At 67.0% G+C, this 24,611-nt stretch carries 27 protein-coding genes; 13 read left to right on the forward strand and 14 right to left on the reverse strand.

What is annotated here, in order from left to right:
* Positions 1-30: 30 nt before the first annotated feature.
* Positions 31-576, forward strand: a complete 546-nt coding sequence (locus H0264_RS03770) for an RNA 2'-phosphotransferase (protein ID WP_181582666.1) — start codon at positions 31-33, stop codon at positions 574-576.
* A 1-nt stretch (position 577) separates the two neighbouring features.
* On the opposite strand, the gene H0264_RS03775 is transcribed toward H0264_RS03770, so the two are convergent.
* Positions 578-934 carry a hypothetical protein gene (locus H0264_RS03775; protein ID WP_181582667.1) on the reverse strand — a complete coding sequence of 119 codons (357 nt, stop codon included), beginning with the start codon at positions 932-934 and terminating at the stop codon, positions 578-580.
* Positions 935-1,128: 194 nt separating this feature from the next.
* On the opposite strand from H0264_RS03775, the gene H0264_RS03780 reads away from it, so the two are divergent.
* Positions 1,129-2,166, forward strand: coding sequence for an AraC family transcriptional regulator (locus tag H0264_RS03780; RefSeq protein WP_181582668.1), 1,038 nt, complete (start codon positions 1,129-1,131; stop codon positions 2,164-2,166).
* Positions 2,167-2,544: 378 nt separating this feature from the next.
* Here the strand turns inward: H0264_RS03780 and H0264_RS03785 are convergent, their stop codons facing one another.
* Both H0264_RS03785 and kstD read right to left on the reverse strand, forming a co-directional pair.
* Entirely contained in the window at positions 2,545-3,408 is an 864-nt protein-coding gene (locus H0264_RS03785; protein ID WP_181582669.1) for a MaoC/PaaZ C-terminal domain-containing protein, read from the reverse strand.
* A gap of 250 nt (positions 3,409-3,658) precedes the next feature.
* Positions 3,659-5,362, reverse strand: a complete 1,704-nt coding sequence (gene kstD, locus H0264_RS03790; RefSeq protein ID WP_181582670.1) for a 3-oxosteroid 1-dehydrogenase — start codon at positions 5,360-5,362, stop codon at positions 3,659-3,661.
* Between the two features lie 136 nt (positions 5,363-5,498).
* Between kstD and H0264_RS03795 the strand changes: the two genes are divergently transcribed.
* From H0264_RS03795 to dmpG, 3 genes are read left to right on the forward strand one after another with little or no spacing between them, the layout of a single operon-like run.
* A complete protein-coding gene (locus H0264_RS03795) occupies positions 5,499-6,299 on the forward strand; it encodes a 2-keto-4-pentenoate hydratase (protein ID WP_420832034.1) in 801 nt (266 codons plus the stop codon).
* A 41-nt stretch (positions 6,300-6,340) separates the two neighbouring features.
* Complete coding sequence (locus H0264_RS03800; RefSeq protein WP_181582672.1) at positions 6,341-7,246, forward strand: acetaldehyde dehydrogenase (acetylating); 906 nt, start codon at positions 6,341-6,343, stop codon at positions 7,244-7,246.
* Positions 7,247-7,258: 12 nt separating this feature from the next.
* Positions 7,259-8,308 (forward strand): 4-hydroxy-2-oxovalerate aldolase, encoded by a 1,050-nt coding sequence (gene dmpG / locus H0264_RS03805; protein WP_181582673.1) that lies wholly within the window; start codon positions 7,259-7,261, stop codon positions 8,306-8,308.
* A 130-nt stretch (positions 8,309-8,438) separates the two neighbouring features.
* Here the strand turns inward: dmpG and H0264_RS03810 are convergent, their stop codons facing one another.
* Positions 8,439-9,437: a CAP domain-containing protein gene (locus H0264_RS03810; RefSeq protein ID WP_181582674.1), complete on the reverse strand. Its 999-nt coding sequence runs from the start codon at positions 9,435-9,437 to the stop codon at positions 8,439-8,441.
* A gap of 63 nt (positions 9,438-9,500) precedes the next feature.
* Positions 9,501-9,725 (reverse strand): DUF433 domain-containing protein, encoded by a 225-nt coding sequence (locus H0264_RS03815; RefSeq protein WP_181582675.1) that lies wholly within the window; start codon positions 9,723-9,725, stop codon positions 9,501-9,503.
* A gap of 85 nt (positions 9,726-9,810) precedes the next feature.
* Here H0264_RS03815 and H0264_RS03820 point away from each other — a divergent pair, with 85 nt between their 5' ends.
* The 3 genes from H0264_RS03820 (at position 9,811) to H0264_RS03830 (ending at position 12,054) form a co-directional block, all read left to right on the forward strand.
* Positions 9,811-10,047: a glutaredoxin family protein gene (locus H0264_RS03820; protein ID WP_181582676.1), complete on the forward strand. Its 237-nt coding sequence runs from the start codon at positions 9,811-9,813 to the stop codon at positions 10,045-10,047.
* Between the two features lie 126 nt (positions 10,048-10,173).
* The gene (locus H0264_RS03825) at positions 10,174-11,106 is read left to right on the forward strand and encodes an NADP-dependent oxidoreductase (RefSeq protein WP_181582677.1); all 933 of its coding nucleotides are present in this window, start codon (positions 10,174-10,176) and stop codon (positions 11,104-11,106) included.
* Between the two features lie 15 nt (positions 11,107-11,121).
* Positions 11,122-12,054: an AraC family transcriptional regulator gene (locus H0264_RS03830; protein ID WP_181582678.1), complete on the forward strand. Its 933-nt coding sequence runs from the start codon at positions 11,122-11,124 to the stop codon at positions 12,052-12,054.
* A gap of 74 nt (positions 12,055-12,128) precedes the next feature.
* Here the strand turns inward: H0264_RS03830 and H0264_RS03835 are convergent, their stop codons facing one another.
* A complete protein-coding gene (locus tag H0264_RS03835; protein ID WP_181582679.1) occupies positions 12,129-12,485 on the reverse strand; it encodes a YybH family protein in 357 nt (118 codons plus the stop codon).
* Between the two features lie 63 nt (positions 12,486-12,548).
* On the opposite strand from H0264_RS03835, the gene H0264_RS03840 reads away from it, so the two are divergent.
* Positions 12,549-13,523, forward strand: coding sequence for a helix-turn-helix transcriptional regulator (locus H0264_RS03840; RefSeq protein ID WP_181582680.1), 975 nt, complete (start codon positions 12,549-12,551; stop codon positions 13,521-13,523).
* A gap of 57 nt (positions 13,524-13,580) precedes the next feature.
* Here H0264_RS03840 and hsaB read toward each other — a convergent pair whose 3' ends face one another.
* From hsaB to hsaA, 4 genes are read right to left on the reverse strand one after another with little or no spacing between them, the layout of a single operon-like run.
* Positions 13,581-14,153, reverse strand: coding sequence for a 3-hydroxy-9,10-secoandrosta-1,3,5(10)-triene-9,17-dione monooxygenase reductase subunit (gene hsaB / locus H0264_RS03845; protein WP_181582681.1), 573 nt, complete (start codon positions 14,151-14,153; stop codon positions 13,581-13,583).
* A gap of 17 nt (positions 14,154-14,170) precedes the next feature.
* Entirely contained in the window at positions 14,171-15,070 is a 900-nt protein-coding gene (gene hsaC, locus H0264_RS03850) for an iron-dependent extradiol dioxygenase HsaC (protein WP_181582682.1), read from the reverse strand.
* Positions 15,071-15,072: 2 nt separating this feature from the next.
* On the reverse strand, positions 15,073-15,951 hold the full coding sequence (gene hsaD, locus H0264_RS03855) for a 4,5:9,10-diseco-3-hydroxy-5,9,17-trioxoandrosta-1(10),2-diene-4-oate hydrolase (protein WP_181582683.1): 879 nt from the start codon (positions 15,949-15,951) through the stop codon (positions 15,073-15,075).
* 3 nt (positions 15,952-15,954) lie between these two features.
* A complete protein-coding gene (gene hsaA / locus H0264_RS03860; protein ID WP_181582684.1) occupies positions 15,955-17,124 on the reverse strand; it encodes a 3-hydroxy-9,10-secoandrosta-1,3,5(10)-triene-9,17-dione monooxygenase oxygenase subunit in 1,170 nt (389 codons plus the stop codon).
* Positions 17,125-17,312: 188 nt separating this feature from the next.
* On the opposite strand from hsaA, the gene H0264_RS03865 reads away from it, so the two are divergent.
* Together H0264_RS03865 and H0264_RS03870 are read left to right on the forward strand one after the other, a co-directional pair.
* Positions 17,313-18,527, forward strand: coding sequence for a 3-ketosteroid-9-alpha-monooxygenase, oxygenase component (locus H0264_RS03865; RefSeq protein WP_181582685.1), 1,215 nt, complete (start codon positions 17,313-17,315; stop codon positions 18,525-18,527).
* Positions 18,527-18,856, forward strand: a complete 330-nt coding sequence (locus tag H0264_RS03870) for a hypothetical protein (protein ID WP_181582686.1) — start codon at positions 18,527-18,529, stop codon at positions 18,854-18,856. The genes H0264_RS03865 and H0264_RS03870 overlap by 1 nt, the downstream gene beginning before the upstream one ends.
* On the opposite strand, the gene H0264_RS03875 is transcribed toward H0264_RS03870, so the two are convergent.
* Entirely contained in the window at positions 18,853-19,263 is a 411-nt protein-coding gene (locus tag H0264_RS03875) for a cupin domain-containing protein (RefSeq protein WP_181582687.1), read from the reverse strand. The genes H0264_RS03870 and H0264_RS03875 overlap by 4 nt on opposite strands.
* A 166-nt stretch (positions 19,264-19,429) precedes the next feature.
* Between H0264_RS03875 and H0264_RS03880 the strand changes: the two genes are divergently transcribed.
* Positions 19,430-20,164, forward strand: a complete 735-nt coding sequence (locus H0264_RS03880) for an SIR2 family NAD-dependent protein deacylase (RefSeq protein ID WP_181582688.1) — start codon at positions 19,430-19,432, stop codon at positions 20,162-20,164.
* Between the two features lie 11 nt (positions 20,165-20,175).
* On the opposite strand, the gene H0264_RS03885 is transcribed toward H0264_RS03880, so the two are convergent.
* A complete protein-coding gene (locus tag H0264_RS03885) occupies positions 20,176-20,928 on the reverse strand; it encodes a DUF427 domain-containing protein (protein ID WP_181582689.1) in 753 nt (250 codons plus the stop codon).
* Positions 20,929-21,041: 113 nt separating this feature from the next.
* Here H0264_RS03885 and H0264_RS03890 point away from each other — a divergent pair, with 113 nt between their 5' ends.
* Positions 21,042-22,451, forward strand: a complete 1,410-nt coding sequence (locus tag H0264_RS03890) for an amino acid permease (RefSeq protein ID WP_220139941.1) — start codon at positions 21,042-21,044, stop codon at positions 22,449-22,451.
* A 55-nt stretch (positions 22,452-22,506) separates the two neighbouring features.
* Here H0264_RS03890 and H0264_RS03895 read toward each other — a convergent pair whose 3' ends face one another.
* Both H0264_RS03895 and H0264_RS03900 read right to left on the reverse strand, forming a co-directional pair.
* Positions 22,507-23,550, reverse strand: a complete 1,044-nt coding sequence (locus H0264_RS03895) for an acyl-CoA dehydrogenase family protein (protein ID WP_181582690.1) — start codon at positions 23,548-23,550, stop codon at positions 22,507-22,509.
* A gap of 25 nt (positions 23,551-23,575) precedes the next feature.
* Positions 23,576-24,595 (reverse strand): acyl-CoA dehydrogenase family protein, encoded by a 1,020-nt coding sequence (locus H0264_RS03900; RefSeq protein WP_181582691.1) that lies wholly within the window; start codon positions 24,593-24,595, stop codon positions 23,576-23,578.
* Positions 24,596-24,611 lie beyond the last annotated feature (16 nt).

Consider the following 24,611-nt stretch of genomic DNA (forward strand, 5'->3'; position numbering starts at 1 on the left):
ATCACCCTGCCGCCCTGCTTCACTCGCGGCATGGATGACATACGGCTGATCAGAACCTCGAAGAAGCTGGCCTATCACCTGCGGCACGCGCCGGAGGGGATCGGGCTGGAGCCCGACGGCGCGGGCTGGGTGGACGTGCGCGAGCTGCTCGCGGCCCTGGCCGCGCACGGGCGGGCCGTCAGCCGCGCCGAACTGGACGAGGTGGTGGCGCGAAACGACAAGCGCCGCTTCGAATTCGACGAGACCGGAACCCGTATCCGGGCCAGCCAGGGGCACAGTATCGACGTGGAACTCGACTACGAGGTCTCCGTCGCACCGGACATTCTCTACCACGGTACGGTGGCCGCGGCGTTGCCCGGAATCCGCTCCGAGGGTCTGAAACCCATGCGGCGGCACGCTGTTCACCTGTCGGCGAGCTTCGAGACCGCCGTGAAAGTGGGCACTCGGAGGGGCAAGCCGGTGGTGCTGTTCGTGGATGCCGCCGCTATGCAGCGCGACGGTCATGAGTTCCGCGTCAGCACCAATGGCGTGTGGTTGGCGGCTGCCGTGCCGACCGCCTATCTCACCGGGTTGTGAGCTACTGCAGGGCGGGAGGCATCCGGCACGGTTTGATGCGGCCGGCGTCGACCAGCACCCGGAAAGCCGCGGCTTTGCGGGCGCATTCGGCCACGGGGCAGTCGCGGTGCCGCTGCATGGTGCGGTGTGCTTCCGACACGGTGAGTTCGTGGTCGGGGGCCTGATGCGACCAGGTTGCGGGGTCGGAGAGCGCTGAGGGGGAGTCCGCGGGGGATGCGCTGCGCTCGTTGATGATTCGTTCTCTGATTCGATCCACCGACAATCTGTCCGGATCGCGTCGAGGTTGCAGGCTCACGATGGTGACAGTCATGATCGCGAGCATTGCGAGGGTGGCCGTGAACACCTGCCAGGCGGCCATTGGTTCACCTTCTCTAGGTTCTATCGGTTGTAGAGGGTCAATCAGGTGTAGTTCGCTAGACATTCACTGTATGACCGAAATTGAGGTTTCCGCCAGTGTTTCGCAGGTCAGAAACAGGCGAATTTCGGCCTACTCCAGGAACTTACCTGCCGGTTTCGGGGTTGCGTACGCCGAAAGTTTGCGACTATTCCCCCGTGACGGACGGTCTCGCGCAACTTCGCTCCATCACCAGTGCGGCCCTGCTGGTCGAGTTCGCCAGAGGCCGCGACATCCCGCTGACCGCCCTGTTACGCGACACCGGCATCCGCGAAGCCGACCTGATGGACTCCACCGCGGAGATCACCCTCGGCCAGGAGTTGGCCCTCATGCGCAATGTGGTCACCGGCGTCGGCGACGAACCCGGCATGGGCCTCATGGCCGGCCTGCTCTGCCACCCGCCCAGCCTGGGCGTCCTCGGCTTCGCCCTGATGAGCTGCCCCACCGTCCGTGAAGCCGTCGGCCTGGCCCTGCGCTACGCGGACCTGTCCTTCACCGTCGCCCGCCACACCCTGGTCCTCAACGAGTTCGAGGCGTCCATCATCCGCGACGACAGCGCCGTCCCCCGCGACCTGCGCCGCTTCGCCGTGGAACGCGATGTGGCCGCCATCTGGACCATCCAGCAGGACGTCCTCCCCATGCGCCCGCCGATAACCCGCGTCGCCGTCGCCTTCCCTCCGCATCCCGTCTACGAGATGTTCGGCGCCATGCTCGGCGTCGAAGAGGTGGTCTTCAACGCCCCCCGCTCGGTGGTCACCGGCCCCATGAACATCCAGGATCTCCAACTCCCGCAGGCGAATTCGGCTACCGCCCGCTTCTACGAACAGCAGTGCGCCGACCTCGTCCAGCGCCGCAAACGCCGCCTCGGCATCAGCGGCCAGGTCCGTCAGCTCCTCATCGGCCGCGGCGGCATAGCCGACCAGGCTCGCATAGCCGCCGACCTCGACATCAGCGTCCGCACCCTGCGCCGCCGCCTCGCCGACGAGGGCACCACCTTCCGCGAATTGACCACGGAGACAATAGGTCTGCTCGCCGAAGAACTCCTCATCACCGGAATGACGGTGGAACAGGCCGCGATCCGGCTCGGCTACGCCAGCGTCTCCGCCTTCACCTCCGCCTTCCGCGCCTGGAAGGGCCAATCCCCCGGCCAGTTCGCTCGCGAGAACCGGGGCCGCGTCTCCTCCCGTGTCTCCTGAACGCTTAACCGACCGGTTTGTACCTATATGCCCGAAATGCTCTGACCAGCGGATTAATAACCCGTGAAGCCATTTCTCCCCCTCTGGCGTTCCCGCGTATACCCGGATCAAGATCGGCACTGTCAGTGATCCCCAGCATTCCGGCTCAACGGCGATCTCTGGAATGCACTGCAACAGAAAGCTATCCCATGGAACTCGCAGTCTCGATCATCAAACTCATCACCACCTCCATCGGCGTCGCAGGCTCCACCCTCGACCTCCTGAGCAGCGGCTCCGGCGCCCTCAGCTCCGGCTCCGGCCTCCTCTGACCCAGGTGAGGGAGCTCTGATGGCGGGAATTTGCCCGGTTCTCCGTCATCGGAGCTCCTTGATCTTGTGACTACTCGTAGGTGAGGACTACGTCGGCGAGGACGGGGGATTCTTCGCGCTCTACGACTGTCACCGCGATGGTGAGTTCACCCTCGGCGGTTTTCCAGATGCGGGAGTGGAGGGTTTCGCCGGGGTAGAGGACGCCGGCGAAGCGGGTGCGGAAGGACTTCACGCGCGTCGCGTCCGAATCCAGGACGGTGTCCGTGGCGGCCTTGCAGACCAGGCCGTAGGTGCCGAGGCCGTGCATGATCGGGTTGGGGAAGCCTGCGGCGCGGGCGAATTCGGGGTCGGAGTGCAGGGGGTTGCGGTCGCCGCACATGCGGTAGAGGAGGGCCTGCTGGGGCAGGGTGGGGGTGAAGATGTCGAAATCCGGTGTGCGGTCTGGGAGTTCGGATTTCGAGCTGGGGCCGCGGTCGCCGCCGAAGCCGCCCTCACCCTTGGCGAAGATGGAAGAGCGTGCGGTCCAGAGAAGTTCGCCGTCGGAGGAGGTGGCGGTGTGCTCCTGCCAGATCACAGCGGCGGAGCCCTTGTCCCAGAGTTCGCTGATGCGGCGTTCGAAGGTGGCCTTGCCCGAGGCCGGGATCGGCTGGTGCACAACGACTTCCTGGCTGCCGTGCACGACCTTCGCGAGGTCGATGTCGATGCCGGGGAACTGCACCTTCGGCGGTTCGGTCTCGTGGAAGAACGGGGCCACGGTGGCGAAGGTGGGCAGCACCTGGGGTGCGCGATCGTCGAGGTAGCGCAGTTCGGCGGGGTCGGTCCAGCGGGCGCCCGCGCCCAGGGCGAGGTTGTAGTGCTGGACATCGGTGGGGGTCCAGGCGAAGTCGATGGACTCGAGCTGCGCGCCGAGCGCGATATTCGGATCGATGGGCATGCGGTTCTCCTGAGGTCGGTGGGCGCGAGGCGACCCCACACTCGGGGCTGATAGTGCGGCGCGACCCGGAGTCGGCGCAAGCTGTCCGCCCGCTCGTTGGGACGACACCCGAACGGGTGCCGGATTTCAGTTGTGGAGGGTCCCGCACCGGCGCCGGGGTAATGGGTACAGCGCCGGTGCGGGGGTTGGGCCGGGCGAGGCAACGTGACCTGACCTCGCCCGGCCCGATCCTGAACCGGGTTGGGACGGTTCAGGATGCCTTGGCCGCCTGCGCCTTTCCTGCCTTGGCCTGCTCGGCGATATCGAGAACGGCCAGGTAGGCGAAGGTGATGGCGGGGCCGATGGTGGCGCCCGGGCCGGCGTAGGTGTGGCCCATGGCGGGGGTGGCGGTATTGCCGGAGGCGTAGAGGCCCTCGATGACGGTGCCGTCCTCGCGCTGCACACGGCCGGCGGTGTCGGCGACGAGACCACCCTTGGTGCCGAGGTCGCCGGGGACCATCTTGGCCGCGTAGAACGGGCCCTGCACGAGCGCCGCGAGGCACGGATTGGGCTTCACGGTCGGGTCACCGTAGTAGCGGTCGTAGTGGCTGTTGCCGCGACCGAAGTCCTCGTCCTTGCCGGTCTCGGCGAACTTGTTGAAGCGCTGCACGGTGGCCGTCAGGTTCTCGACGGGCACGCCGATCTTGGCGGCCAGTTCCTCGAGCGTATCGGCCTTGACGATGTAGTCGTTTTCCATCCACCGGGACGGAATCCGCTGACCAGGCTGCAATCCGGCGAAGATGTAGCGGTTCCGGTAGCGCTGGTCGAACACCAGCCAGGCGGGGATGTTCTCGCCCGGGCCTTCACCCTGACCGTATTCGCCGCCGTACATGGTGTGCACTGCCTCGACGTAAGGAGCGGACTCATTTCCGAATCGCTTGCCGTCGGCGTTCACCATGATGGTGCCGGGCAGGTTGCGCTCGGCGAGCGCGAACCACGGCTTGCCGCCCTTGAAGATGGTCGGCCCCCACCAGGCGTCCTCCATGAAGTCGACCGCGCCGCCGGCCTCCATGCCCGCGATGATGCCGTCACCGGTGTTCCCGGCCGCACCCGTCGTCCACTCGGTGGTGATGGGCTGGCGCTGGTACTTGGTGCGCATCTCCGCATTGTGTTCGAAGCCGCCCGCACCCAGCACCACGCCGTAGCGGGCGTTGAACACGACGGTCTCCCCGTTGTGCACGGCTTCGACACCGGTGACCCGGCCGTTCTCGTCCTGGATCAGCTTGGTCATCGGAGTTTCCAGCAGCACCGGCACATTCGCGTCCATGAGCCCCTTGCGCATGGCGGCGATGATGGCCTGGCCCATGCCGAGGATGTGCTTGCCGGTCCACTTGGCCAGGTAGGTGCGGGCGCCGACGCGCATGGCCCGCATGATGCCCTTGGGGTGGCGCTTGATCAGGTTGAGTCGCACGAAGTCGGCCTGCATGACGACCACGTTCAGCGGCGCCTTGGCGTACGGCGGTTCCAGTTTCGCGAGTTCGGCGCCGAGCACCTTGGCATTGAACGGCTTCGGCTCGCACGAGCGTCCGTCGCCGAGTCCGCCGGGAGCCTCCGGGTAGTAGTCGGAGTAGCCGGGCACCCACTTCATCTGCAGCGGGGAGTGATCGAGCACGAAGTCGAAGGCTTCCGCGCCGCGGTCGATGTAGGTGTCGATCCGCTCCTTGGGCACCACGTCTCCGATGATGCTGTGCAGGTAGCGGCGGGCGTCTTCGCGATCGTCGGGACGACCCGCGGCCTTGAGCGCCTTGTTGCCCGGAATCCACACGCCGCCACCCGAGCGTGCGGTGGATCCGCCGTAGTGAGCGGCTTTTTCGATGAGCACCACGCGCAGACCGTTGTGAGCAGCGGTGAGGGCGGCGGTCATACCGGCGGCACCGCTGCCGACCACCACCACGTCGTAATCCCGATCAGTCATGTAGAACACGTTATAGAATCAATCCTGGTTTGGTCTATGTTGGTCTGGCAGATGGGACCGCTGACGCGATCTTCTTCACAAAAACTCGTTTCAGTTTCTAGGCTTGTTACTGCTACGGCCCCCGGCCCTGCCCACTATGGAAGGAAACAGCGTGCTGACCGACGCGCTTCGCACTGAACTGGCGGAAGAACTCGCCGTCGCTGAGCGGGACCGGGTGGCACTCGACCCGCTGGTCGCGCGGCATCCCGGCATCGACGTGGTCGACGCCTACGAGATCCAGCTCATCAATATCCGCGGCCGCGTCGCGAACGGCGCGCGCGTCATCGGCCACAAGGTGGGGCTCTCCTCCGAGGCCATGCAGAAGATGATGGGTGTGGACGAGCCCGACTACGGGCATCTGCTCGCGGAAATGGAAGTCTTCGAAGACGTTCCGGTCGACACGTCCAAGTACCTGTTCCCGCGCGTCGAGGTCGAGGTCGGCTTCATTCTGGGCGCGGACCTGCCGGGCGAGGACTGCACCGAGGAGGACGTGCTCGCCGCGACCGTCGCCTACGCGCCCGCCATCGAGCTCATCGACACCCGCATCAAGAACTGGCAGATCGGCCTGTGCGACACCATCGCCGACAATGCCTCCTCCGCCGGGTGGGTGCTGGGCCCCGAGCGCGTCGCGCCGAAAGACCTGGACATCAAGAAGATCGACGCCGTGCTGACCCGCAATGGCGAGGTCGTCGCCGAGGGCCGCTCCGATGCCGTGCTCGGTGATCCGACCATTGCCGTCGCGTGGCTGGCCCGCAAGGTCGCCTCCTTCGGGGTGCGCCTGAAGAAGGGCGACATCGTGCTGCCCGGCTCCTGCACCCGCGCCATCGACGCCCGCCCGGGCGACGACTTCACCGCCGAGTTCGCCGGACTCGGTTCTGTCCGCCTTCGGTTCGAATGACTCAGCCGTTTCAGCTGAACCAGACTTCAAAGGAGTAAGACGTGACTAGCAAAGTCACCGCCGCGATCGTCGGGTCCGGCAATATCAGCACCGATCTGCTGTACAAGCTGCTGCGTTCGGAGAAGATCGAGCCGCGCTGGATGATCGGCATCGACCCGGATTCCGAAGGCTTGAAGCGAGCGCGCGGGCTCGGCCTGGAAACCTCCGCCGAGGGCGCGGATTGGCTGCTCGCCCTGGACGAGAAGCCGGACATGCTGTTCGAGGCGACCTCGGCGTACGTGCACCGCGCCTACGCGCCGAAGTACGAGGCCGCGGGCATTCGCGCCGTCGACCTCACCCCGGCCGCGGTCGGCCCGGCGGTGATCCCGCCGGTGAACCTGGATTCGCTGCGCGACGCCATGAACGTCAACATGATCACCTGCGGCGGTCAGGCGACGATTCCGATGGTGGCGGCCGTATCCCGGGTCGTGCCTGTCGAATACGCGGAGATCGTGGCCTCGGTGTCGTCGGTCTCGGCCGGTCCGGGTACCCGCGCGAACATCGACGAGTTCACCAAGACCACCTCCAAGGGTGTCGAGACCATCGGTGGGGCCAAGCGTGGCAAGGCCATCATCATCCTGAACCCGGCCGAGCCGCCGATGATCATGCGCGACACCATCTTCTGCGCGATCCCGGAAGACGCCGATCGGGATGCCATCGCCGACTCCATCTTCCGCATGGAGAAGTCGATCCAGGAGTACGTGCCGGGCTACCGCCTGCTCAATGATCCGCAGTTCGACGATCCGTCGGTGATCTCCGGTGGCATGGCCAAGGTTTCGATCTTCGTCGAGGTCGAGGGCGCGGGCGACTTCCTGCCGCCGTACGCGGGCAACCTCGACATCATGACCGCCGCCGCCACCCGCGTCGGCGAAGTGCTGGCGGATCAGATCATTTCGGCTCGGGTGTAAGGAGTTTCAGCAATGAGCAATATCTTGAAGCCCTTCTCGGGCGAACTCGATGTGCGCGTCACCGACACCTCGCTGCGGGACGGCTCGCATCACAAGCGGCACCAGTTCACCGTGGATGAGGTGCGCAATATCGTTGCCGCACTCGATGGTTCGGGCGTCCCGGTCATCGAGGTCACGCACGGTGACGGCCTCGGCGGTTCCTCGTTCAACTACGGTTTCTCCAAAACCCCTGAGCAGGAACTGATCAAGGCCGCCGCGGAGACCGCCAAGCAGGCCAAGATCGCCTTCCTCATGCTGCCGGGTGTCGGCGTCAAGGAAGACATCAAGATCTCGCAGGACAATGGCGCGAGCATCTGCCGCATCGCCACGCACTGCACCGAGGCGGACGTCTCCATCCAGCACTTCGGCCTGGCCCGGGATCTGGGCCTGGAGACGGTCGGCTTCCTCATGATGGCGCACTCCACCACCCCGGAGAACCTGGCCAAGCAGGCGCGCATCATGGCCGACGCGGGCTGCCAGTGCGTGTACGTCGTGGACTCGGCGGGCGCGCTGGTGCTGGAGCAGGTGTCGGACCGCGTCTCGGCGCTGGTCGCCGAGCTCGGCGACGACGCGCAGGTCGGCTTCCACGGCCACGAGAACCTCGGCCTGGCCGTCGCCAACTCGGTGTACGCGGTGCGCGCCGGCGCCACCCAGATCGACGGCAGCGCACGGCGTTTCGGCGCGGGCGCGGGCAACCTGCCGGTCGAGGCGTTCATCGGCGTGTGCGACAAGCTCGGCATCAAGACCGGCGTGGACTTCTTCGCCGTCACCGACGCCGCGGAAGACGTGGTCCGCCCGGCCATGCCCAGCGAGTGCCTCCTGGACCGCCAGGCCCTCATGATGGGTTACGCGGGCGTCTACTCCTCGTTCCTCCGGCACGCGGAGCGCCAGGCCGAACGCTACGGCGTCTCCGCCGCGGAGATGCTGGTCCGCGCGGGCAAACGCAAACTGGTCGGCGGCCAGGAAGACCAGCTCATCGACATCGCGCTCGAACTGCAGCGCGAGGCTGCCACCACCGCCTGAAATGTCTGATTGTTACCCTGAGTTTGCCGCCTGAGCTCGGAGGGACAACCAGCTTCGGGGGCAAACGGCCGGGCCGTGACCGCATCAGCGGTCACGGCCCGGTTCTGTTTCACCCGAATGGCGTTGCGGCTCAGCCGTTCCAGATGGCGGCCACGAAGGTCTGGCCGTTCACCGTGTAGTAGTTCTCCTGCACGAGGGTGTAGCCCTGGTGGCGGAAGAGCGCGTCGCGGCTGTTGAACTCGTCGATCGACATGTCGTGGCCGGCCTGCCAGCGGCGGCCGTCGTTCTGCTCCCAGATGCCGACGAAGTGCGAGGCGCCGTTGACCTCGTAGCCGCGCACCAGGACGAGGCGGTAGCCCTGGTTGTTCAGGCTGTCGAACTCGGCCTGATAGGTGGCCGAATCCACGCCGTGCCGGGCCGCCCACGGGGTACCGGTGGTGTCGAAGCTCCAGGTGCTCGAGTAGCGCGGGTCGCTGCCGCTGGTCGCGGTGATATCGGTGAGCCGGTAGCCCTTGGCGGTCAACTCGTCGAAGGCGGCCTGGTGCTCGGCTCCGGTCAGGTTCGAGCGGGTGACCTGCAGGGGCAGCTCGATGCCGCCGACACCACCCTCCGAGGTGTCGGAGGCGAAGGTGACCGTCCAGAACTGGCTGCCGTCCTTGTAGATCACCGAGACGCCGACCTGGGTGAGTCCGCCGTCCAGGATGATCGCCCTGTGGGTCGGCGAGTTGGCCCAGAAGTTCATGGCGTCGGACGGGGTCACGTTCGTGCCGTAGAAGTTGATCTCGGCAATGGAAGTGGCTGCGGGAACACCACATTCGGCGAACCGCGTCGAGATGTCGCGACCCAGCGTGTCGACGTGGTTCGCCGGAGCGCTGCCACGACCGGCGCTGTCGTTGCTGGCCCATTCGGACGCGCGGGACATGGTCTCGGTGTGGGTCACCGCGGGCAGGCCGGCTTCGGCGCGCATCACATTGATGGTGTCGAACACCTCGGGCTCTTCCTGATTCAAGGCCAGAGCGGCGGTGTCCACATCGCAATTGGTGAGCGCCTGGGCGGGTGCGGCCGGGAGGGCGAACAAGCCCGCACCGGCGGCAACAGCCAGGGCCGCAGCGGTTGTCGAGAGTTTCATCGGGATTCCTTGTGCTGGTTGGGAAGGTTTGCACAAAGGTTCCCGCCGGGCGCGAATCAGTTTCTAATGACGGACCAATGAACGCCGGTAGGCGCCGACCACGCCGTACTCGATGACGGCCAGCAGGTCGTCCGCGGTGAGTTCGGGGTGGTCATCGAGGATCTCGGTGACCGGCAGCCCGGCCGCGAGCAGATCCAGCAGCAACTCCACCGGATACCGTGAACCCCGGATCACCGGGCTGCCGCCGCAGACCTCCGGGTCGAAGACGATGCGCTCCAATTTCGACATGCCTCGACCATACGGTCCGACTATTACCGCACTCTGTGGGCCCGATGAGGACCTGACGGCGGATCGGGCTCTAATGTCGGACGGCATGGACGACATCGTGCTGTACGGGGCCGACTGGTGTGGCGACTGCCGCCGCGCGAAGGTCTGGCTACGCGAGAACAACGTGGCCTTCACCGAGATCGACGTGGAGCACGACGAGGTGGCCCGCGAGCGGGCGATCGAGATCTCGGGGCGCAAGAACATTCCGGTCATCGTGTTGCCGGACGGCACGGTGCTGGTGGAGCCGACCAATGCGCAGCTGGCGGCGGCGCTGGGGCGCTGATTTCGACTAGTCTCCGAGTGAAGACGTACGGACAAGAACTGGAGACTCGAAGGCATTCAAAGTCTTCTCCCGCCTTCCTAACGTTGACGACATCAAGTTCGACGGAACGAAGTCAGGAGCGAGACAATGCGTGCGGTGATCCAGCAGACGGTCGGTGGCCCCGAAGTACTCGAGGTCGCGGAGCTCGAGAAGCCGGAACTGCTGTCGGGTGAGGTGCTGGTGCGGGTACACGCCAGCGGCGTGAACCCGGTGGACGTGGCGGTGCGGGCGGGCTACTTCCCGCTGCTGGGCGCGCCGCCGTTCGGAGTCGGCTGGGATATCTCCGGCGTGGTCGAGGCCGTCGGCCCGGGTGCGCGCTACGAGATCGGTGAGGAGGTGTTCGGGATGCCGTTCTTCCCGCGCGCCGCCACCGGCTACGCCGAGTACGTAGCCACCCCGTCCCGGCAGGTGGCGCGGAAACCCAAGTCGCTCAGCCACATCGAGGCCGCCGCGCTGCCGCTGGCCGCGCTCACCGCCTGGCAGGGTCTGGTCGACAAGGCTCAGGTCGGCCCCGGCGACCGGGTGCTCATCCACCGCGCGGCAGGCGGCGTCGGCCACTTCGCGGTCCAGATCGCCAAGGCGCGTGGGGCTCACGTGATCGCCCTGGCCAGCGCGGAGAAGCACGATTTCGTGCGATCGCTCGGCGCAGACGAGGTGATCGACTATCGCACAACGGATTACACCGAGGTGCTGCGCGATCTCGATATCGTCCTGGACTCCAATGCCGATGGTGAGCGCTCCGTGCAGGTCCTCAAGCCCGGCGGCACCCTGGTGAGCATCATGGAGCACATGAACCCCGAGCGCGCCGCCGCGGTGCGGGCCGCGGGCCGCCGGTTCGCCGGAGTCTCGGTGGAACCGGATTACGCGGCGCTGGAAGCGATTTCGGAACTGGTCGACGCGGGCAAGATCCGCCCGCACGTCTCCGCCACCTTCCCCCTGGAAGAGGCGGGCAAGGCGCACGAGATCGTCGGCGCCGGCCAGGCGGTCGGCAAGGTGGTCCTCGCCGTGCGCGAGGACTGAACGAAGGGAACGGGAATGGATGTCCTCACGGAGGCCCTGGCCTCGATGCGCACCGGCGCACCGTCCTCGGTCCGCACCGATGGCCGCGCCCCGTGGGGCATGCTCCTGCCCGAAGTCCTCGGCGCGGGCTTCCATGTCGTCCTGCACGGCACCTGCTGGATCATTCTGTCCGAGAAGGGATCCGAGCCCATCGCCCTCGGCCCCGGCGACGTCATCTTCATCCGCGACGGCGCCGGCCACATCCTCGCCGACCACCCGAGCACTCCAGCGACGGTCCCTCACCCCGACGAGTACACCCAGCGCCCACCGGTCGGGGCGCTGTCCATCGGTGGTGACGGCCCCCGGACCAGCCTGCTGTGCGGCAACTACCACCTCGACGGCGCCCGTCCGCATCCCCTGCTCCGGCAACTCCCCGAATTCATCCACCTCCCCGCCCGCCACGGCAAACACCCCGAGTTGGCCGCCGCCATCCAACTGCTCGGAGCGGAACTGGACAATCCACGCATAGGAACCAGCGGCATAGTCCCCGCCCTGATCGACTCCCTACTGCTCTACATCCTGCGCGCCTGGATAGAAGACCAACCCGCATCGAAATCCGCGGGCTGGGCTGCGGCCCTGAAGGATCCAGCGATCTCCCCCGCCCTGGAAGCCATGCACGCGGACCCCGCCGCCCCCTGGACGGTCCAATCCCTCGCAGACCACGCCGGCCTGTCCCGAGCAGCTTTCGCGAAAAAGTTCACCACCATGATCGGCGAACCCCCACTCGCCTACCTGACCCGCTGGCGCCTGACCACAGCCGCCCGCCTCCTCCGCGAAGACGACCTCCCCGTAGCCGTCATCGCCACCCGCACCGGCTACACCTCCGAATTCGCCTTCGCAAAAGCCTTCAAACGCGAATACTCCCTCCCCCCAGGCCAATACCGCCGCCAGTCCCGCCCCGCCGCGTAGCCCACAAGATCAAGGAGCTCTGGCGGCGGGGAAACGGGCAAAATCCCGCCATCAGAGCTCCCTGACACCCTTTGCTACGGGATGAGGGTGGGCTGGTCTACTGCCCAGAGCCAGGTGCCGTCGGGTTGGCGGCGGGCTACCTCGGCGGTGACCTCGCCGGTGGTGAGGGTGGTTGCTGTCAGGGCTAGGTCGCCGCTGATAAGGGCGGGGTGTTGGCGGCCGGGGTGGAGGGGGAGGGGGGCGTGGGCTACGAAGCCTTCGTAGACCTTGCGGATTTCGGCGTGGCCGGTGGCCAGGTTGCCCGGGGGGAATTCGAGGACGGCGGTGGGTTCGTAGAGGGCGACCAGGCCGTCGACGTCGCCTGCGTTGGCTCGTTCGATGAAGAATCGGGCGAGGTCGTTGGGGTCTTTGGCTACTTCCCTGTTGGTCATGGTTATAAGGCTCGCAGGGAATCACGACATCTTGTGTCGTGTATTTCTGGGAAGATTTTCGGTATGCGTGCGGATCGGTTGGTGTCGTTGGTGCTGTTGCTGCGCCGGCACGGCCGGATGACCGCGGAGGCGCTGGCCGGCGAGCTGGAGGTGTCCACTCGGACGGTGCTGCGGGATATCGAGGCGCTGTCCACGGCGGGGGTTCCGGTTTATGCGGAACGGGGGCGGCATGGCGGGTTTTCGTTGCTGCCGGGGTTTCAGTTGGAGCTCACGGGGCTCAATCACGATGAGGCGCTGGCGTTGCTGGTGGCCGGATCACGAAGGGGCGCACAGGAATTCGGGCTCGGGTCGGCGCTCGCCTCGGCCATGCGGAAAGTGGTGGACGCGCTGCCGGAGAGTAATCGGATCACCGCGGATGGGGCGGCGCAGCGGGTGCTGATCGAGCCGGAAATCGATCTGCTGTCGCGGCGGCGGGGGACCGAGGAGGTGCCCGACGCCGTGGCGGGGGCGGTGCGGCGCGCGGTGTTCGGCGGGCACAAGTTGCGGATTCACTATGCGGCGGTGGATCAGGAACCGAAGTGGCGCACCGTCGATCCGATCGGCCTGGTCACCGTGCGCGGGCAGGGATATCTGCTGGCCACGCGGGAGGGCGCGGATCGCACCTATCGGCTGTCGCGGGTGCGCGCGGCCGAGGTGCTGCCGGAGCTCGCGGAGCGACCGGACCGCGTCGATCTGGATCGGGCGTGGCAGGAACGCAGTTCGCGGTTCCGGACCGGCGGCGAACAGGTCGCCGTGCTCATGCGGGTGCGCCCGGCACGGCGGGAGGAACTGGTGGACACCGCGCTCGCGGTCCTCGCCGAAGCCGCCGACGCGGACGGCTGGCTGCGGATGGAGGTGACCTTCCAGGATTCGCGGCATGCCGAGTGGGCGCTGTGGCAGCTGGCCACCAATGCGGAAGCCCTTGCCCCGCAATGGTTGCGCGACACCTTGCGGGATCGTGCCACGGCTGTCGCCGACGCATATCGGCTGTCGCCCTGACACGGAACAGGCCCCCGCGTCACCCGCGGGGGCCTGTCCGGACTCGAAACCTGGTGGCTACAACCAGGTATCGAGCGTCGTGGTGGTGAGGAAGTGTTCCAGGTCCGCACGCCAGGGCGCGGGGGTCGACTTCTTCGGTTCGATGGCGGTGTACTGCCCCCGGTAGAAGAGCAGGGGCCTGTCGGAGCCGGTGGACTCCGACAGGGCCTGGACTCGGCCGATCACTATGTAGTGGTCGCCGCCGTCGACGACGTTGGCCACTGTGCACTGGAGTGTGGCCAGGGCGCCGTCGAGGATCGGGAGGTTCAATTCCGAGGTGTGCCAGTCGATTCCGCCGAACTTGTCGGGTTCGCGGGAGCCGAAGCGGGCACACACGGGCTGCTGCTCTTCTGCGAGGACGTTCACGCAGAAGCTGCCGTTCTTCTCGATCGCCGCCCAGGAACGGGATTCCTTGGTCGGGCAGAAGAGGATGAGCGGCGGGTCGAGGGAGAGGGCGGCGAACGACTGGCAGGCGAAGCCGATCGGCGCTGCATCCTCGTCGAAGGTGGTGATGACGGTGATGCCGGTGCAGAAGCTGCCCAGCACATTGCGGAATGCGCGGGGGTCGATCACCGGGTCGGTCGTGGTCATAGCGTTCGCCCCCATGGTCACTTGAAGCCGACGGTGAAGTCGTGGCCCCACAGGGACACGGCGGTGGATTCCCGCGCGATCCACGAGTGGTCTTCGACTTCCAGTCCCTCGCAACCGAATTCGATGTCGAATCCGCCCGGCGTCTTCATGTAGAAGGACAGCATCTTGTCGTTGATGTGGCGGCCGAGGGTGGCCGACATCTTGACCTTCTTGCGGTTGGCGCGATCCAGGCAGAGGCCGACGTCGTCGGAGTTCTCCACCTCGACCATGAGGTGCACGATGCCGGTCGGATTCGGCAGCGGCAGGAACGCCAGCGCGTGATGGCGCGGGTTGCAGCCGTAGAAGCGCAGCCAGGCCGGGTCGCCGTCGGCGGGCCGGCCCACGATCTGCGGGGGCAGCCGCATGGAGTCGCGCAGCCGGAAGCCGAGCACGCCCTGGTAGAACTCCTGCGCGGCGGCATCGTCGTTGCAGGTGAGGACCACGTGGCCGAGGCCCTGCTCGGCGGTCACGAACTTGTGGCCGTACGGGCTGACGAAGCGGCGCGCCAGGTACTGCATGCCGTAGAAGGCTTCGAGGGTGTTGCCGGACGGGTCCTCGAAGCTGATCATGCCTTCGACGCGGCGCTCGGCGAGCTCCTCCTTGGTGCCCTCCTTGAAGGGCACGCCGTGCGTCGCGAGCGTCTCCCGAAGCTCTTGCAGCGCAGGCGCGTCCGCGACCTCCCAGCCGGAGACCTGTAGCCGGTCCTTCTCGCCGGGTACGATCACCAGGCGGGCGGAGAACTCGTCCATGCGCAGGTAGAGGTGATCCTTGTTGGGACCGTCACCCTCCATCATGCCGAGCACCTTCAGGCCGTATTCGCGCCAGGCCGCCATATCGGTGGCCTCGATGCGCATGTACCCGAGGGAACGAATACCCATGCTCACTTCTCCTTGACGCCGAGCAGGAAGTCCGTTGCCAGGCGGTTGAATTCGTGGAACTTCTCCAGCTGCGCCCAGTGCCCGCAGCCGCCGAACACATGCAGCTGGACCCGCGGCACCATCTTCAGTGCTACGAGCGCGCCGTCGATCGGGTTCACCCGGTCTTCACGGCCCCAGATCATGAGTACAGGCTGCCGCAGCTTGTAGGCGTCGCGCCAGATCATGCCCTTGGCGAAATCCGGTCCGGCGAAGGACTTTCCCATGGCGCGGGTGGCGGCCAGCGCTTCCGGCGTGGACGCGGAGGAGAAGCGCTCCTCGACGAGTTCCGGCGTGATGAGCGACTGGTCGAACACCATGATCCGCAGGAACGCCTCCAGGTTCTCCTTCGTGGGTGCGAAGTTGAACTTGGACAGCAGTTTCACGCCCTCGGTCGGGTCCGGCGCGAACAGGTTGGTGCTCAACCCGCCCGGACCCATGAGCACGAGCTTCCCGGCGCGATCCGGGTAGTCGAGCGCGAACCGGGTGGCGGTGCCGCCGCCGAGCGAATTGCCCAGCAGGTGAACGCGTTCGGTGATGCCGAGGGTGTCCAGCAGGTCCTTCAGCGCCGATGACGCGTGCACGAAGTACTGCGGGTGGTCGATCGGCTTGTCCGACAATCCGAATCCGGGCTGGTCGACGGCGATGACGTGAAAGTCGTTGGCCAGCACCGGAATGTTCTTGGCGAAGTTCGACCACGACGAGGCGCCCGGCCCGCCGCCGTGCAGCAGCACGATGGTGGGCCCGTTGCCGACGCCGGCCTCGTGGTAGTGCAGCTTCAGATCCTCGCGGACCTGCGCGTACTTCGAGGTGGACTCGAACGTGATTTCCTCTACGGCGGTCACGGATTACACCATCGTGTCGGTGACGGGCAGCCCGAAGGCGTGCGTGCCGTACATGACGTAGGCGCGCTCGGCGTCGTTGGCCGCGTGCACCCGGCCCGCGTGCGCGTCGCGCCAGAACCGCTGCAGCGGAGTGCCATTGGCGAGCGCGGTGGCACCGGAAGCCTCGAACAGCCGGTCGATGGAGGCGACGGCGCGGCCGGTGGCGCGCACCTGGTCGCGGCGGGCGCTGGCGCGCAGGTCGAACGGAACTTCCTTGCCCGCCACCAGCAGGGCGTATTCGTCGGCCACATTGCCCGACAGCTGCCGCCAGGCGGCGTCGATGTCGGAGGCGGCCTCGGCGATGCGCACCTTGCCGAACGGGTCGTCCTTGGCCTTCTCGCCGGCGTAGGCGGCGCGCAGGCGCTTGCCCTGGTGCTCGACGTGGGCTTCGTACGCGCCGTAGGCCATGCCCACGATCGGGGTGGAGATGGTGGTGGGATGGATTGTGCCCCAGGGCATCTTGTACACCGGGTCGGTGTTCTGCTCCAGGCCGGGCGCGCTCAGTTCGCTCATGGCGCGGAAGCTGAGGAACCGGTGCCGGGGCACGAAGACGTCCTTCACCTTGATGGTGTTGGAGCCGGTGCCGCGCAGGCCGACCACGTGCCACACGTCGTCGATGGCGTATTCGGTCCGGGGGATCAGGAAGGAGCCGAAGTCGACCGGCTTGCCGTCCTTGATGACCGGGCCGCCCACGACCACCCAGTCGCAGTGATCGGAGCCCGAGGACCAGGCCCACGCGCCGTTGACGATGTAGCCGCTCTTGTCCTCGGTGAGCACACCGGCGCCCATGGGCGCGTAGGAGGACGAGATGCGCACATCGGTGTCCTCGCCCCAGACCTCTTCCTGCGCACGCTGATCGAACAGCGCGAGGTGCCAGTTGTGCACGCCCACGATGCCGGACACCCAGCCGGTGGAGCCGCAGGCGGAGGCGATCTTGCGGACGGTGTCGTAGAAGACGACGGGGTCGCCGGCGTAGCCGCCCCACTGGCGCGGCTGCAGCAGCTTGAAGAATCCGGTCTCCTGCAGGTCCTTGACGGACTCCTCGGGGAGTTTGCGCAGATCCTCCGCCTCTTGCGCGCGTTCGCGCAGTGTGGGCAGCAGCGCCTCGACCCGCTCAACTACTTCTTGCGTCATCTCGCCAGGTGCTCCGATCGGGATGCGGTTCTCGTTTGCACCTGAGAGTAGAACACGTTCTTATTCCTGTCGAGAATCCGGTTCATTCCCAGCGGGAACTGCCCCCATCCTGGTAGTTGGGTGAATCGCTGGCGTCTTGTCGCGTCATTTTGTAACGTGTTCTAGTAATCCGAAGGAGGATGGAAACGATGGCGACTACCCCTCAAGGGCCCCGCGGGAAGGTCCGCGAGATCGACGTGGGCAGCACACCCACCCGCTATGCCCGGGGCTGGCACTGCCTGGGCGTCGCGCGCGACTTCCGTGACGGTAAGCCGCACGCGGTCAACGCTTTCGGCACCAAGCTGGTCGTATTCGCCGACAGCAAGGGCGATCTCAAGGTTCTGGACGGGTACTGCCGGCACCTCGGCGGCGACCTGTCCATGGGCGAGATCAAGGGCGACGAGGTCGCCTGCCCCTTCCACGACTGGCGCTGGGGCGGCGACGGCAAGTGCAAGCAGATCCCCTACGCGCGACGCGTGCCGCCGCTCGCCCGCACGCGCGCATGGCAGACGCTGGAGCGCAACGGACAGCTGTTCGTCTGGCACGACCACGAGGGCAACCCGCCGCCGGACGATGTCACCATCCCCTACATCGATGGGGCGTTCGTCGACGCGGACGGCAACAACCTCGAGACCATCAGCGACGGCTGGACCGACTGGACCTGGCACTCCATGCTGATCGAGGGCGCCAACTGCCGCGAGATCATCGACAACGTCGTGGATATGGCGCACTTCTTCTATATCCACTACGCCTTCCCGACGTTCTTCAAGAACGTCTTCGAAGGTCATGTCGCCACCCAGTACCTCAAGAGCAAGAGCCGGCCCGACATGGGCATGGCCGCCAAGTCCGGGGTGGACACGCTGCTCGAGTCGGAGGCGTCGTACTTCGGACCGTCGTACATGATCAACCCGCTGTTGAACATCTACAACGGCTACGAGGTGCGCACCACGCTGATCAACTGCCACTACCCGGTGACGCAGGACTCGTTCATGCTCATGTGGGGCGTCACGCTGGAAAAGCCCAAGGGACTGCCGGATTCGCAGGCCGAGAAGTTCGCCCGCAAGATGACCGACGGTGTCAGCGAGGGCTTCCTGCAGGACGTCGAGATCTGGAAGCACAAGTCCAAGATCGAGAATCCGCTGCTCACCGAGGAGGACGGCCCCGTCTACCAGCTGCGCCGCTGGTACGAGCAGTTCTACGTGGACGTCGCCGATGTGGACCCGAAGTCGCAGCAGCGCTTCGAATTCGAGGTCGACACCTCCAAGGCCAATGTCGCCTGGGAAGCTGAGGTGGCGGAGAACCTGCGCAGGAAGCGCGAGGCGGAAGCGGCGCAAGCGGCCGAATCACAGGAGGCGGGAGTCTGATGACCAGCTGGGCGAAGGCACCGGATTTCGCGGACCGTCCCGAGCGGCGCGAGGAAGTGCGCGCCCAGACTGTTCTCGACAAACAGCACTACATGGAGTCGGGCTTCACGCCGCTCGGCTGCCGCACCTGCGGCACCGAGGTGCTGGTGCGCAAGCACAGCAGCCATCAGCGGACCATGCAGTGGACGGTCAACCCGGCCGACCACTGCCCGGTTTTCCGCGAGATGGCCGCCGCCGGACCGGTTTTCGGCAAGCCCGACACCTGCCCCAACCTCGAGAAGACCATCGATCACGCGATCGCCGAGGGTCTGCTCGAAATCGACGACTAGTCGAGACGGAAGTCCGCGAAGTCGAAGCCCGGCGCGACCACACAGCTCACCAGCACGTGTTCGTCGCCCGCCGGGCGGGCGGCCTGGGAAACCCCGCCGGGGACCACCGCCTGCGGGCGATGCCCCTGCGCCACATCGGGTCCGAGGACGATCTCCTCACCCCCGATGTTCAGCAGCAGGGGACCGCCCTGATGCCAGAACCAGATCTCGTCCGAGGCCACCGTGTGCGGCGCGGACGTCTCACCCGGCAGCAGCAGAAAGTAGATGGCCGTCGCGCTCGCGCGCTTGCCCTGGTAGCCGGGCGGCTCGAATTCCACCGCACTGCGCCAGGTTTCGCGATACCAGCCGCCCTCCGGATGCGGTAGCAGATCCAATTCCGCGGCCAGCTCGGGTCTTTCATCGATCACGAGCCCAACGTATGGGCCCGGCGCGGTCGCCGCATCTCGAGGCCGCAGGGGGATGCCGTGCGGAACGCAAGCATGTGGAAGGTCCTCGGAGGCCCCAGGTGTCCGAAGGTCGATATGGGTGCCTGCACCCTGGCTTGCGGTCGATCTCCGGCCTACGCTCGGGTGAATGGACTGGCGAGAGAGCAGTGGGCCGATCGGAGTTCTCACCGGGGCGGGCATTTCCACCGACTCGGGCATCCCTGATTTTCGCGGGCCACGGGGTGTCTGGACCAGGGACCCGATCGCCGAACTGCTGTCGACCTATCAGAACTATGTCGCCGACCCGGAGCTACGTGTGCGCGCGTGGCTGGCGCGGCGCGACAATCCGGCTTGGCAGGCGCGGCCGAATGCCGCGCACGAGGCGCTGGTGCGGCTCGCCGACGCGGGGCGTGCGGTCGGGATCATCACGCAGAACATCGACCGGCTGCATCAGCGGGCGGGGTCGAAGACGGTGGTGGAGATCCACGGCAATATGTTCGAAGTCGTTTGTATCGACTGCGATTTCGGGACCACCATGCGGGCCGCTCTGGACCGGGTCGCGGCCGGTGAGCCCGATCCGGCCTGTCCGGCCTGCGGGGGGATTCTGAAGGCCGCCACCATCATGTTCGGTCAGCAGATGGACGCGGCATCCATTCGGGCCGCCGTGGAGATCGCCGAATCCAGTGAGATCTTCATGGCCGTGGGCAGTTCGCTCCAGGTGGAACCGGCGGCCTCCATGTGCGCGGTCGCGGTGGACGCCGGGGCGCACCTGGTCATCGTGAACGCCGAGCCCACCCCCTACGACGAGTACGCCGACGAGATTGTGCGCGACCCCATCGGCGAGGCGCTGCCCCGGCTGGTGGACGAGATGCTGGCGCTGTAGGTTTCGTCGCCCTAGCTGAATTTGGACTTGGGGCGCGGAACCGGTTCACCGTCGATGTAGATGTCGACCTTCTCGTTGTAGAAGCAGGCCAGGCCCGCAACCTTCTGGCTTTCGGGCAGCGGGGTCCGGTATGTCCAGACGATGTCGCGGTATTCGTCCTCGCCGATGCGCACGTGCCAGTACGCGGCGGTGCCCTTGTACGGGCATTGCGAGCTGGTGTCGGAGTGCCGCAGCAGATCCATGCGCACATCGGTGAGCGGCAGGTAATACCGTGCGGGCAGGCCGGTTTCGAACAGGATCGTCGGCTTGTGCGAATCCGCCACCGTGACACCGTCGATCTCGACGCGAATGTGCCGGGAACTGGCCAGGATGTCCACCCGGCTGTACGGGTCGCGCGGATGCACGTAGATGGGCTCGTCCTCCTCGAACCACTGGTCCATGGCGTCGAATTCGATGCGCACCAGATCGCGGAGCTCGGCGACGGGGGAGTCCAGGAAGCGTACGGCGGCCCCGAAAGCGGTCGAATTGTCCACCAGCACATCGAATTCCGTGCCGTCGCCGCGAGTCTCGGATTTGTGCGTCCTGCCGGACGGTTCGAGTTTGGCGGTGAGATCCGCGGCGGGCAGGTAATACGTGGGGTAGTAGGGGTGCTCCCACACCAGCACGGGCCGGGAGGTGTCGGCGACCAGATGCCCGCCGAGATAGGTGCGAACGCGCTTGGCGCAGGGTTCGACGCGGACGGGGACGGGATGCGTCTCGCTCATACCTTCCGACGGTACGCCGGGGCCTCGCGATCCAGCTCACACCTCGGTTTCTGGGCGCATGACCAGGAACGTTATGGTGTTGGCGCAACATTGTGGCAATCAGTGAGGACGACATGCCGGAGAGCAACACCGCCGTGCGGGAAGGCGAGCAGCAGGGTCTGCGGACCGGACTGCGCCGCCGTCATATGACGATGATCGCCATCGGCGGTGCGATCGGGGCCGGTCTGTTCGTCGGCAGCGGCTCGGTCATTCAGACCGCCGGGCCCGCGGCCATCCTCTCCTACGCCGCCGCCGGATTGCTCGTGCTGTGCGTGCTGCGCGCCCTCGGTGAGATGGTGGTGGCCCGCCCGGTCGCCGGATCGCTGGCCGAATACGCGCGCATGGCCATGGGCCCGTTCGCGGGCTTCACCGTCGGCTGGCTGTACTGGTACCTCTACGTGGTGTTGGTCGGCGCGGAAGCCGTTGCCGGCGCGGCCATTCTGAGCCAGTGGATCGACCTCGACCAGTGGGTGCTCTCGGCCGGACTGCTGATCATCATGACGGCGGTGAACCTGGTCTCGGTCAAATCCTTCGGCGAATTCGAATTCTGGTTCGCCTCGATCAAGGTCGTGGCCATCGTCCTGTTCCTGGCGGTCGGCCTGGCCTGGGTCTTCGGCCTGTGGCCCGACGCCGACGCCGGCTTCCACAATCTCACCGACCACGGCGGCTTCGCCCCCAATGGCATCGCCGGGGTCTTCTCCGCCATCGTCGTGGTCATGTTCGCCTTCGGCGGCACCGAGATCGTGTCCATGGCCGCCGCCGAATCCAAGGAGCCCGGACGCGAGGTCGCCCGCGCCACCAACAATGTGCTGTGGCGGGTCGGCATCTTCTACGTGGCCTCGATCTTCCTGGTCGTGACGATCCTGCCGTGGAATGACGCCAAGGTGCTGACCAGCCCGTTCGTCAGCACCCTCGACCGCATCGGCATCCCCGCCGCGGGCACGATCATGCAGGTCGTCATTCTGACCGCGGTCCTGTCCGTGCTGAACTCGGCCATCTACGTCTCCTCCCGCATGCTCTACGTCCTCACCCGCGACGGTGACGCCCCGGCCTCCCTGGTGAAACTGAACAAGCGCGGCGTCCCGGCGCGCGCGGTCCTGCTGGGCACGGTCGCCGCCTGGGGCGCGGTCATCGCGTCCTACATCTCGCCGGACAAGGTCTTCACCTTCCTGGTGAACTCCATCGGCGTGATCCTGGCCTTCGTCTACGTGGCGATCATGTTCTCCCAGATCCGCCTGCGTGCTCGCCTGCGCCGCGAGGACCCGTCGGCCCTCACCTACCGCATGTGGGGTTACCCGTACCTGAGCTGGCTCGTGGTCGCCACCATCGGCGTGGTCTTCATCGCCATGGCCCGCAACCCCGATCAGCGCAACCAGCTCATCGCCTCCACGGTGAGCCTGCTCTTCGTCGCGGCCCTGTACCCGTTGCGCGCCAAGCTCGGCCGCAAGCCTCCGGTGCGCGAGGTCGAGGTGCTGCACCACTGACACGACGAAAGCGGCCCGTGTGCTGAACGCACACGGGCCGCTTCGTGTCTTCGGGTCAGGCGGGCCGGGCCAGCGGATGGGCCGGGGTGCCGAACAGCTGGGCGTCGCCGTGGGCGCGCTTGAAGAACAGGTGCGCGTCGTGCTCCCAGGTGATGGCGATGCCGCCGTGCATCTGGACCGTCTCGGAGACGACCTTGTTGAAGGTGTCGATGGCGTGCAGGCGGGCCGCGGCGACGTCGATCGCTTCGGCGGTGCCGTCGGCCAGGCCCGAAACAGCCAGGTAGACAAGCGAACGCGCGGATTCCACCAGCACGTACATGTCGGCCATGCGGTGCTTGAGGGCCTGGAAGCTGCCGATCGGGCGACCGAACTGCACGCGGGACTTGCTGTATTCCACGGTCAGGTCGAGGCAGCGCTCGGCCGCGCCGAGCTGCTCGGCGGCCACTGCGGCCCAGGCGATTTCGCGCAGGCGCGCGATGTCGAGCGCGCCGACGTGCTGCCCGGAAACCGAGTCGAAATCGATGGTGGTCAGGCGACGGGTCGGATCCATGGGCGGCACGGCCGTCCGGCTGACACCGGCGGCGTCACCGGCCACCTCGTACAGGCCGTCCTCGGTCACCACCAGGAGCGTGTCCGCGTAGGTGCCGTCCAGCACGTAATGCGCGGTGCCGGACAGGGTTCCATTCTCGACGCGCACCCCGAAGGAATCCCAGCCGCTCACCCCGGCCCAGCACACCGCGAGAGTGCTTGCACCCTCGGCGATTTCGGGCAGCAGCCGCTCATTGGCCGCGCTGTTCCCGGCCAGCAGCAGCGCCTGAACGCCCAGGACCGCGGAGCCGAGCATGGGCGGCGCGGCCAGCGTGCGGCCGAGTTCCTCCACCACCAGCAGCGATTCGACCAGCCCGACCCCGACGCCGCCGAACTCCTCCGGAATGGCCAGCGCCGCAACGCCGACCTGCTCGCACAGCAGCGCCCACAGTTGCTCGTCGTATCCGCGCTCACCTTCGAGCCCGCGCCGCATGGCCGCACTGTCCCCGTGCTTGGCCAGCACGGCGCGCACGGTGGTCGCGAGTTCCTGCTGTTCGGCGGTGATGCTCATGCGTCGGCTCCGATCGTCTCGAAAGTCATGCCGCGGTGTCGGCGCGCAGGGCGGCGGCGATGCGGGCGCGGTGCAGATCCGGTGTGCCCCAGGCGCTCCGGAGGGCGGTGACCTTGGTCAGCCACAGCGACAGGTCGCATTCGGCGGTGTAGCCGATGGCGCCGTGCACCTGGAGGGCGATGCGGGCGGCCTGGTAGGCGGCTTCGCCCGCGGCCAGCTTGGCGGCGGAGATGTCGCGGGCGCGGACCGTCGCGTCGGCGCCGTCCTGCAGGGTGAGGGCGGCGCGGTAGAGCAGGGGCTGCGCCATCTCCAGGCCGATGAGGGCATTGGCCAGGTGGTGCTTGATGGCCTGGTAGCGGCCGATCGGCGTGCCGAACTGCTGGCGCTGCTTCACGTACTCGACGGAGGTGTCGAGCAGGGCGCGGCCCGCACCGAGCAGCTGGGCCGCGGCGGCGAGAGCGCCTGTGTCGAAGGCGGTTTCGACGGCTTCCCGGACGCCCGCGCCCTCGGCGAGCACGTCGCCGGGGTGCACCGCGAACAGGCGGCGGGCGGCGTCGATGGACTTCACCTGCTCGTCCACGACCGCGAGCGAGAGCCGGTCGCCGTCGGCGATGAGCACGAGGTCGGCGATATCGGCATCCAGGGCGAGCGAATCCGCCGCGGAACCGGGCAGGGCGATGGTGGCCAGCTTCGCGCCCTCGGCGAGCTCCGGCAGCTGCTCGGCGGCCAGCGCCGAATCCGGAAGTGCTTGCAGCAGGGCGGGAATCGCGGCGGCGGTCTCCACCAGCGGGCCGGGCACGGCGGCGCGGCCGATCTCGGTGAAGGCCACGATCAGGTCCACCGGTCCGGCGCCGAAGCCGCCATTGTCCTCGGTGATGGTCAGGCCCAGCGCGCCCGCTTCGGCCAGCTGGCCGATCAGGGTTCGCCCGGCGGCGGAATCGCCTGCGCCCCAGGCGCGCACGATGCCGGGCGTCTTGCCGGCCTCGCCGATCTTGCGCAGGCTGGCGGCGAAGTCGTGCTGTTCTGCGGTCAATGCGAATCGCATGTCGTCCTCCGTGGGG

The organism is Nocardia huaxiensis (assembly GCF_013744875.1).
Lineage (GTDB): Bacteria > Actinomycetota > Actinomycetes > Mycobacteriales > Mycobacteriaceae > Nocardia > Nocardia huaxiensis.

Excerpts from the sequence above, each read along its gene's own strand:
- H0264_RS03865 (WP_181582685.1), top strand. The coding sequence starts at position 17,313 with ATGGCGACTACCCCTCAAGGGCCCCGCGGGAAGGTCCGCGAGATCGAC.
- hsaC (WP_181582682.1), bottom strand. The coding sequence starts at position 15,070 with ATGGGTATTCGTTCCCTCGGGTACATGCGCATCGAGGCCACCGATATG.
- hsaA (WP_181582684.1), bottom strand. The coding sequence starts at position 17,124 with ATGACGCAAGAAGTAGTTGAGCGGGTCGAGGCGCTGCTGCCCACACTG.
- H0264_RS03810 (WP_181582674.1), bottom strand. The coding sequence starts at position 9,437 with ATGAAACTCTCGACAACCGCTGCGGCCCTGGCTGTTGCCGCCGGTGCG.
- H0264_RS03830 (WP_181582678.1), top strand. The coding sequence starts at position 11,122 with ATGGATGTCCTCACGGAGGCCCTGGCCTCGATGCGCACCGGCGCACCG.
- H0264_RS03890 (WP_220139941.1), top strand. The coding sequence starts at position 21,042 with ATGCCGGAGAGCAACACCGCCGTGCGGGAAGGCGAGCAGCAGGGTCTG.
- H0264_RS03770 (WP_181582666.1), top strand. The coding sequence starts at position 31 with ATGGATGACATACGGCTGATCAGAACCTCGAAGAAGCTGGCCTATCAC.
- H0264_RS03870 (WP_181582686.1), top strand. The coding sequence starts at position 18,527 with ATGACCAGCTGGGCGAAGGCACCGGATTTCGCGGACCGTCCCGAGCGG.
- H0264_RS03795 (WP_420832034.1), top strand. The coding sequence starts at position 5,499 with ATGGAAGGAAACAGCGTGCTGACCGACGCGCTTCGCACTGAACTGGCG.
- H0264_RS03775 (WP_181582667.1), bottom strand. The coding sequence starts at position 934 with ATGGCCGCCTGGCAGGTGTTCACGGCCACCCTCGCAATGCTCGCGATC.
- hsaB (WP_181582681.1), bottom strand. The coding sequence starts at position 14,153 with ATGACCACGACCGACCCGGTGATCGACCCCCGCGCATTCCGCAATGTG.
- H0264_RS03840 (WP_181582680.1), top strand. The coding sequence starts at position 12,549 with ATGCGTGCGGATCGGTTGGTGTCGTTGGTGCTGTTGCTGCGCCGGCAC.
- H0264_RS03825 (WP_181582677.1), top strand. The coding sequence starts at position 10,174 with ATGCGTGCGGTGATCCAGCAGACGGTCGGTGGCCCCGAAGTACTCGAG.
- H0264_RS03815 (WP_181582675.1), bottom strand. The coding sequence starts at position 9,725 with ATGTCGAAATTGGAGCGCATCGTCTTCGACCCGGAGGTCTGCGGCGGC.
- H0264_RS03895 (WP_181582690.1), bottom strand. The coding sequence starts at position 23,550 with ATGAGCATCACCGCCGAACAGCAGGAACTCGCGACCACCGTGCGCGCC.
- H0264_RS03900 (WP_181582691.1), bottom strand. The coding sequence starts at position 24,595 with ATGCGATTCGCATTGACCGCAGAACAGCACGACTTCGCCGCCAGCCTG.
- H0264_RS03885 (WP_181582689.1), bottom strand. The coding sequence starts at position 20,928 with ATGAGCGAGACGCATCCCGTCCCCGTCCGCGTCGAACCCTGCGCCAAG.
- H0264_RS03785 (WP_181582669.1), bottom strand. The coding sequence starts at position 3,408 with ATGCCCATCGATCCGAATATCGCGCTCGGCGCGCAGCTCGAGTCCATC.
- H0264_RS03820 (WP_181582676.1), top strand. The coding sequence starts at position 9,811 with ATGGACGACATCGTGCTGTACGGGGCCGACTGGTGTGGCGACTGCCGC.
- H0264_RS03835 (WP_181582679.1), bottom strand. The coding sequence starts at position 12,485 with ATGACCAACAGGGAAGTAGCCAAAGACCCCAACGACCTCGCCCGATTC.
- dmpG (WP_181582673.1), top strand. The coding sequence starts at position 7,259 with ATGAGCAATATCTTGAAGCCCTTCTCGGGCGAACTCGATGTGCGCGTC.
- H0264_RS03880 (WP_181582688.1), top strand. The coding sequence starts at position 19,430 with ATGGACTGGCGAGAGAGCAGTGGGCCGATCGGAGTTCTCACCGGGGCG.
- kstD (WP_181582670.1), bottom strand. The coding sequence starts at position 5,362 with ATGACTGATCGGGATTACGACGTGGTGGTGGTCGGCAGCGGTGCCGCC.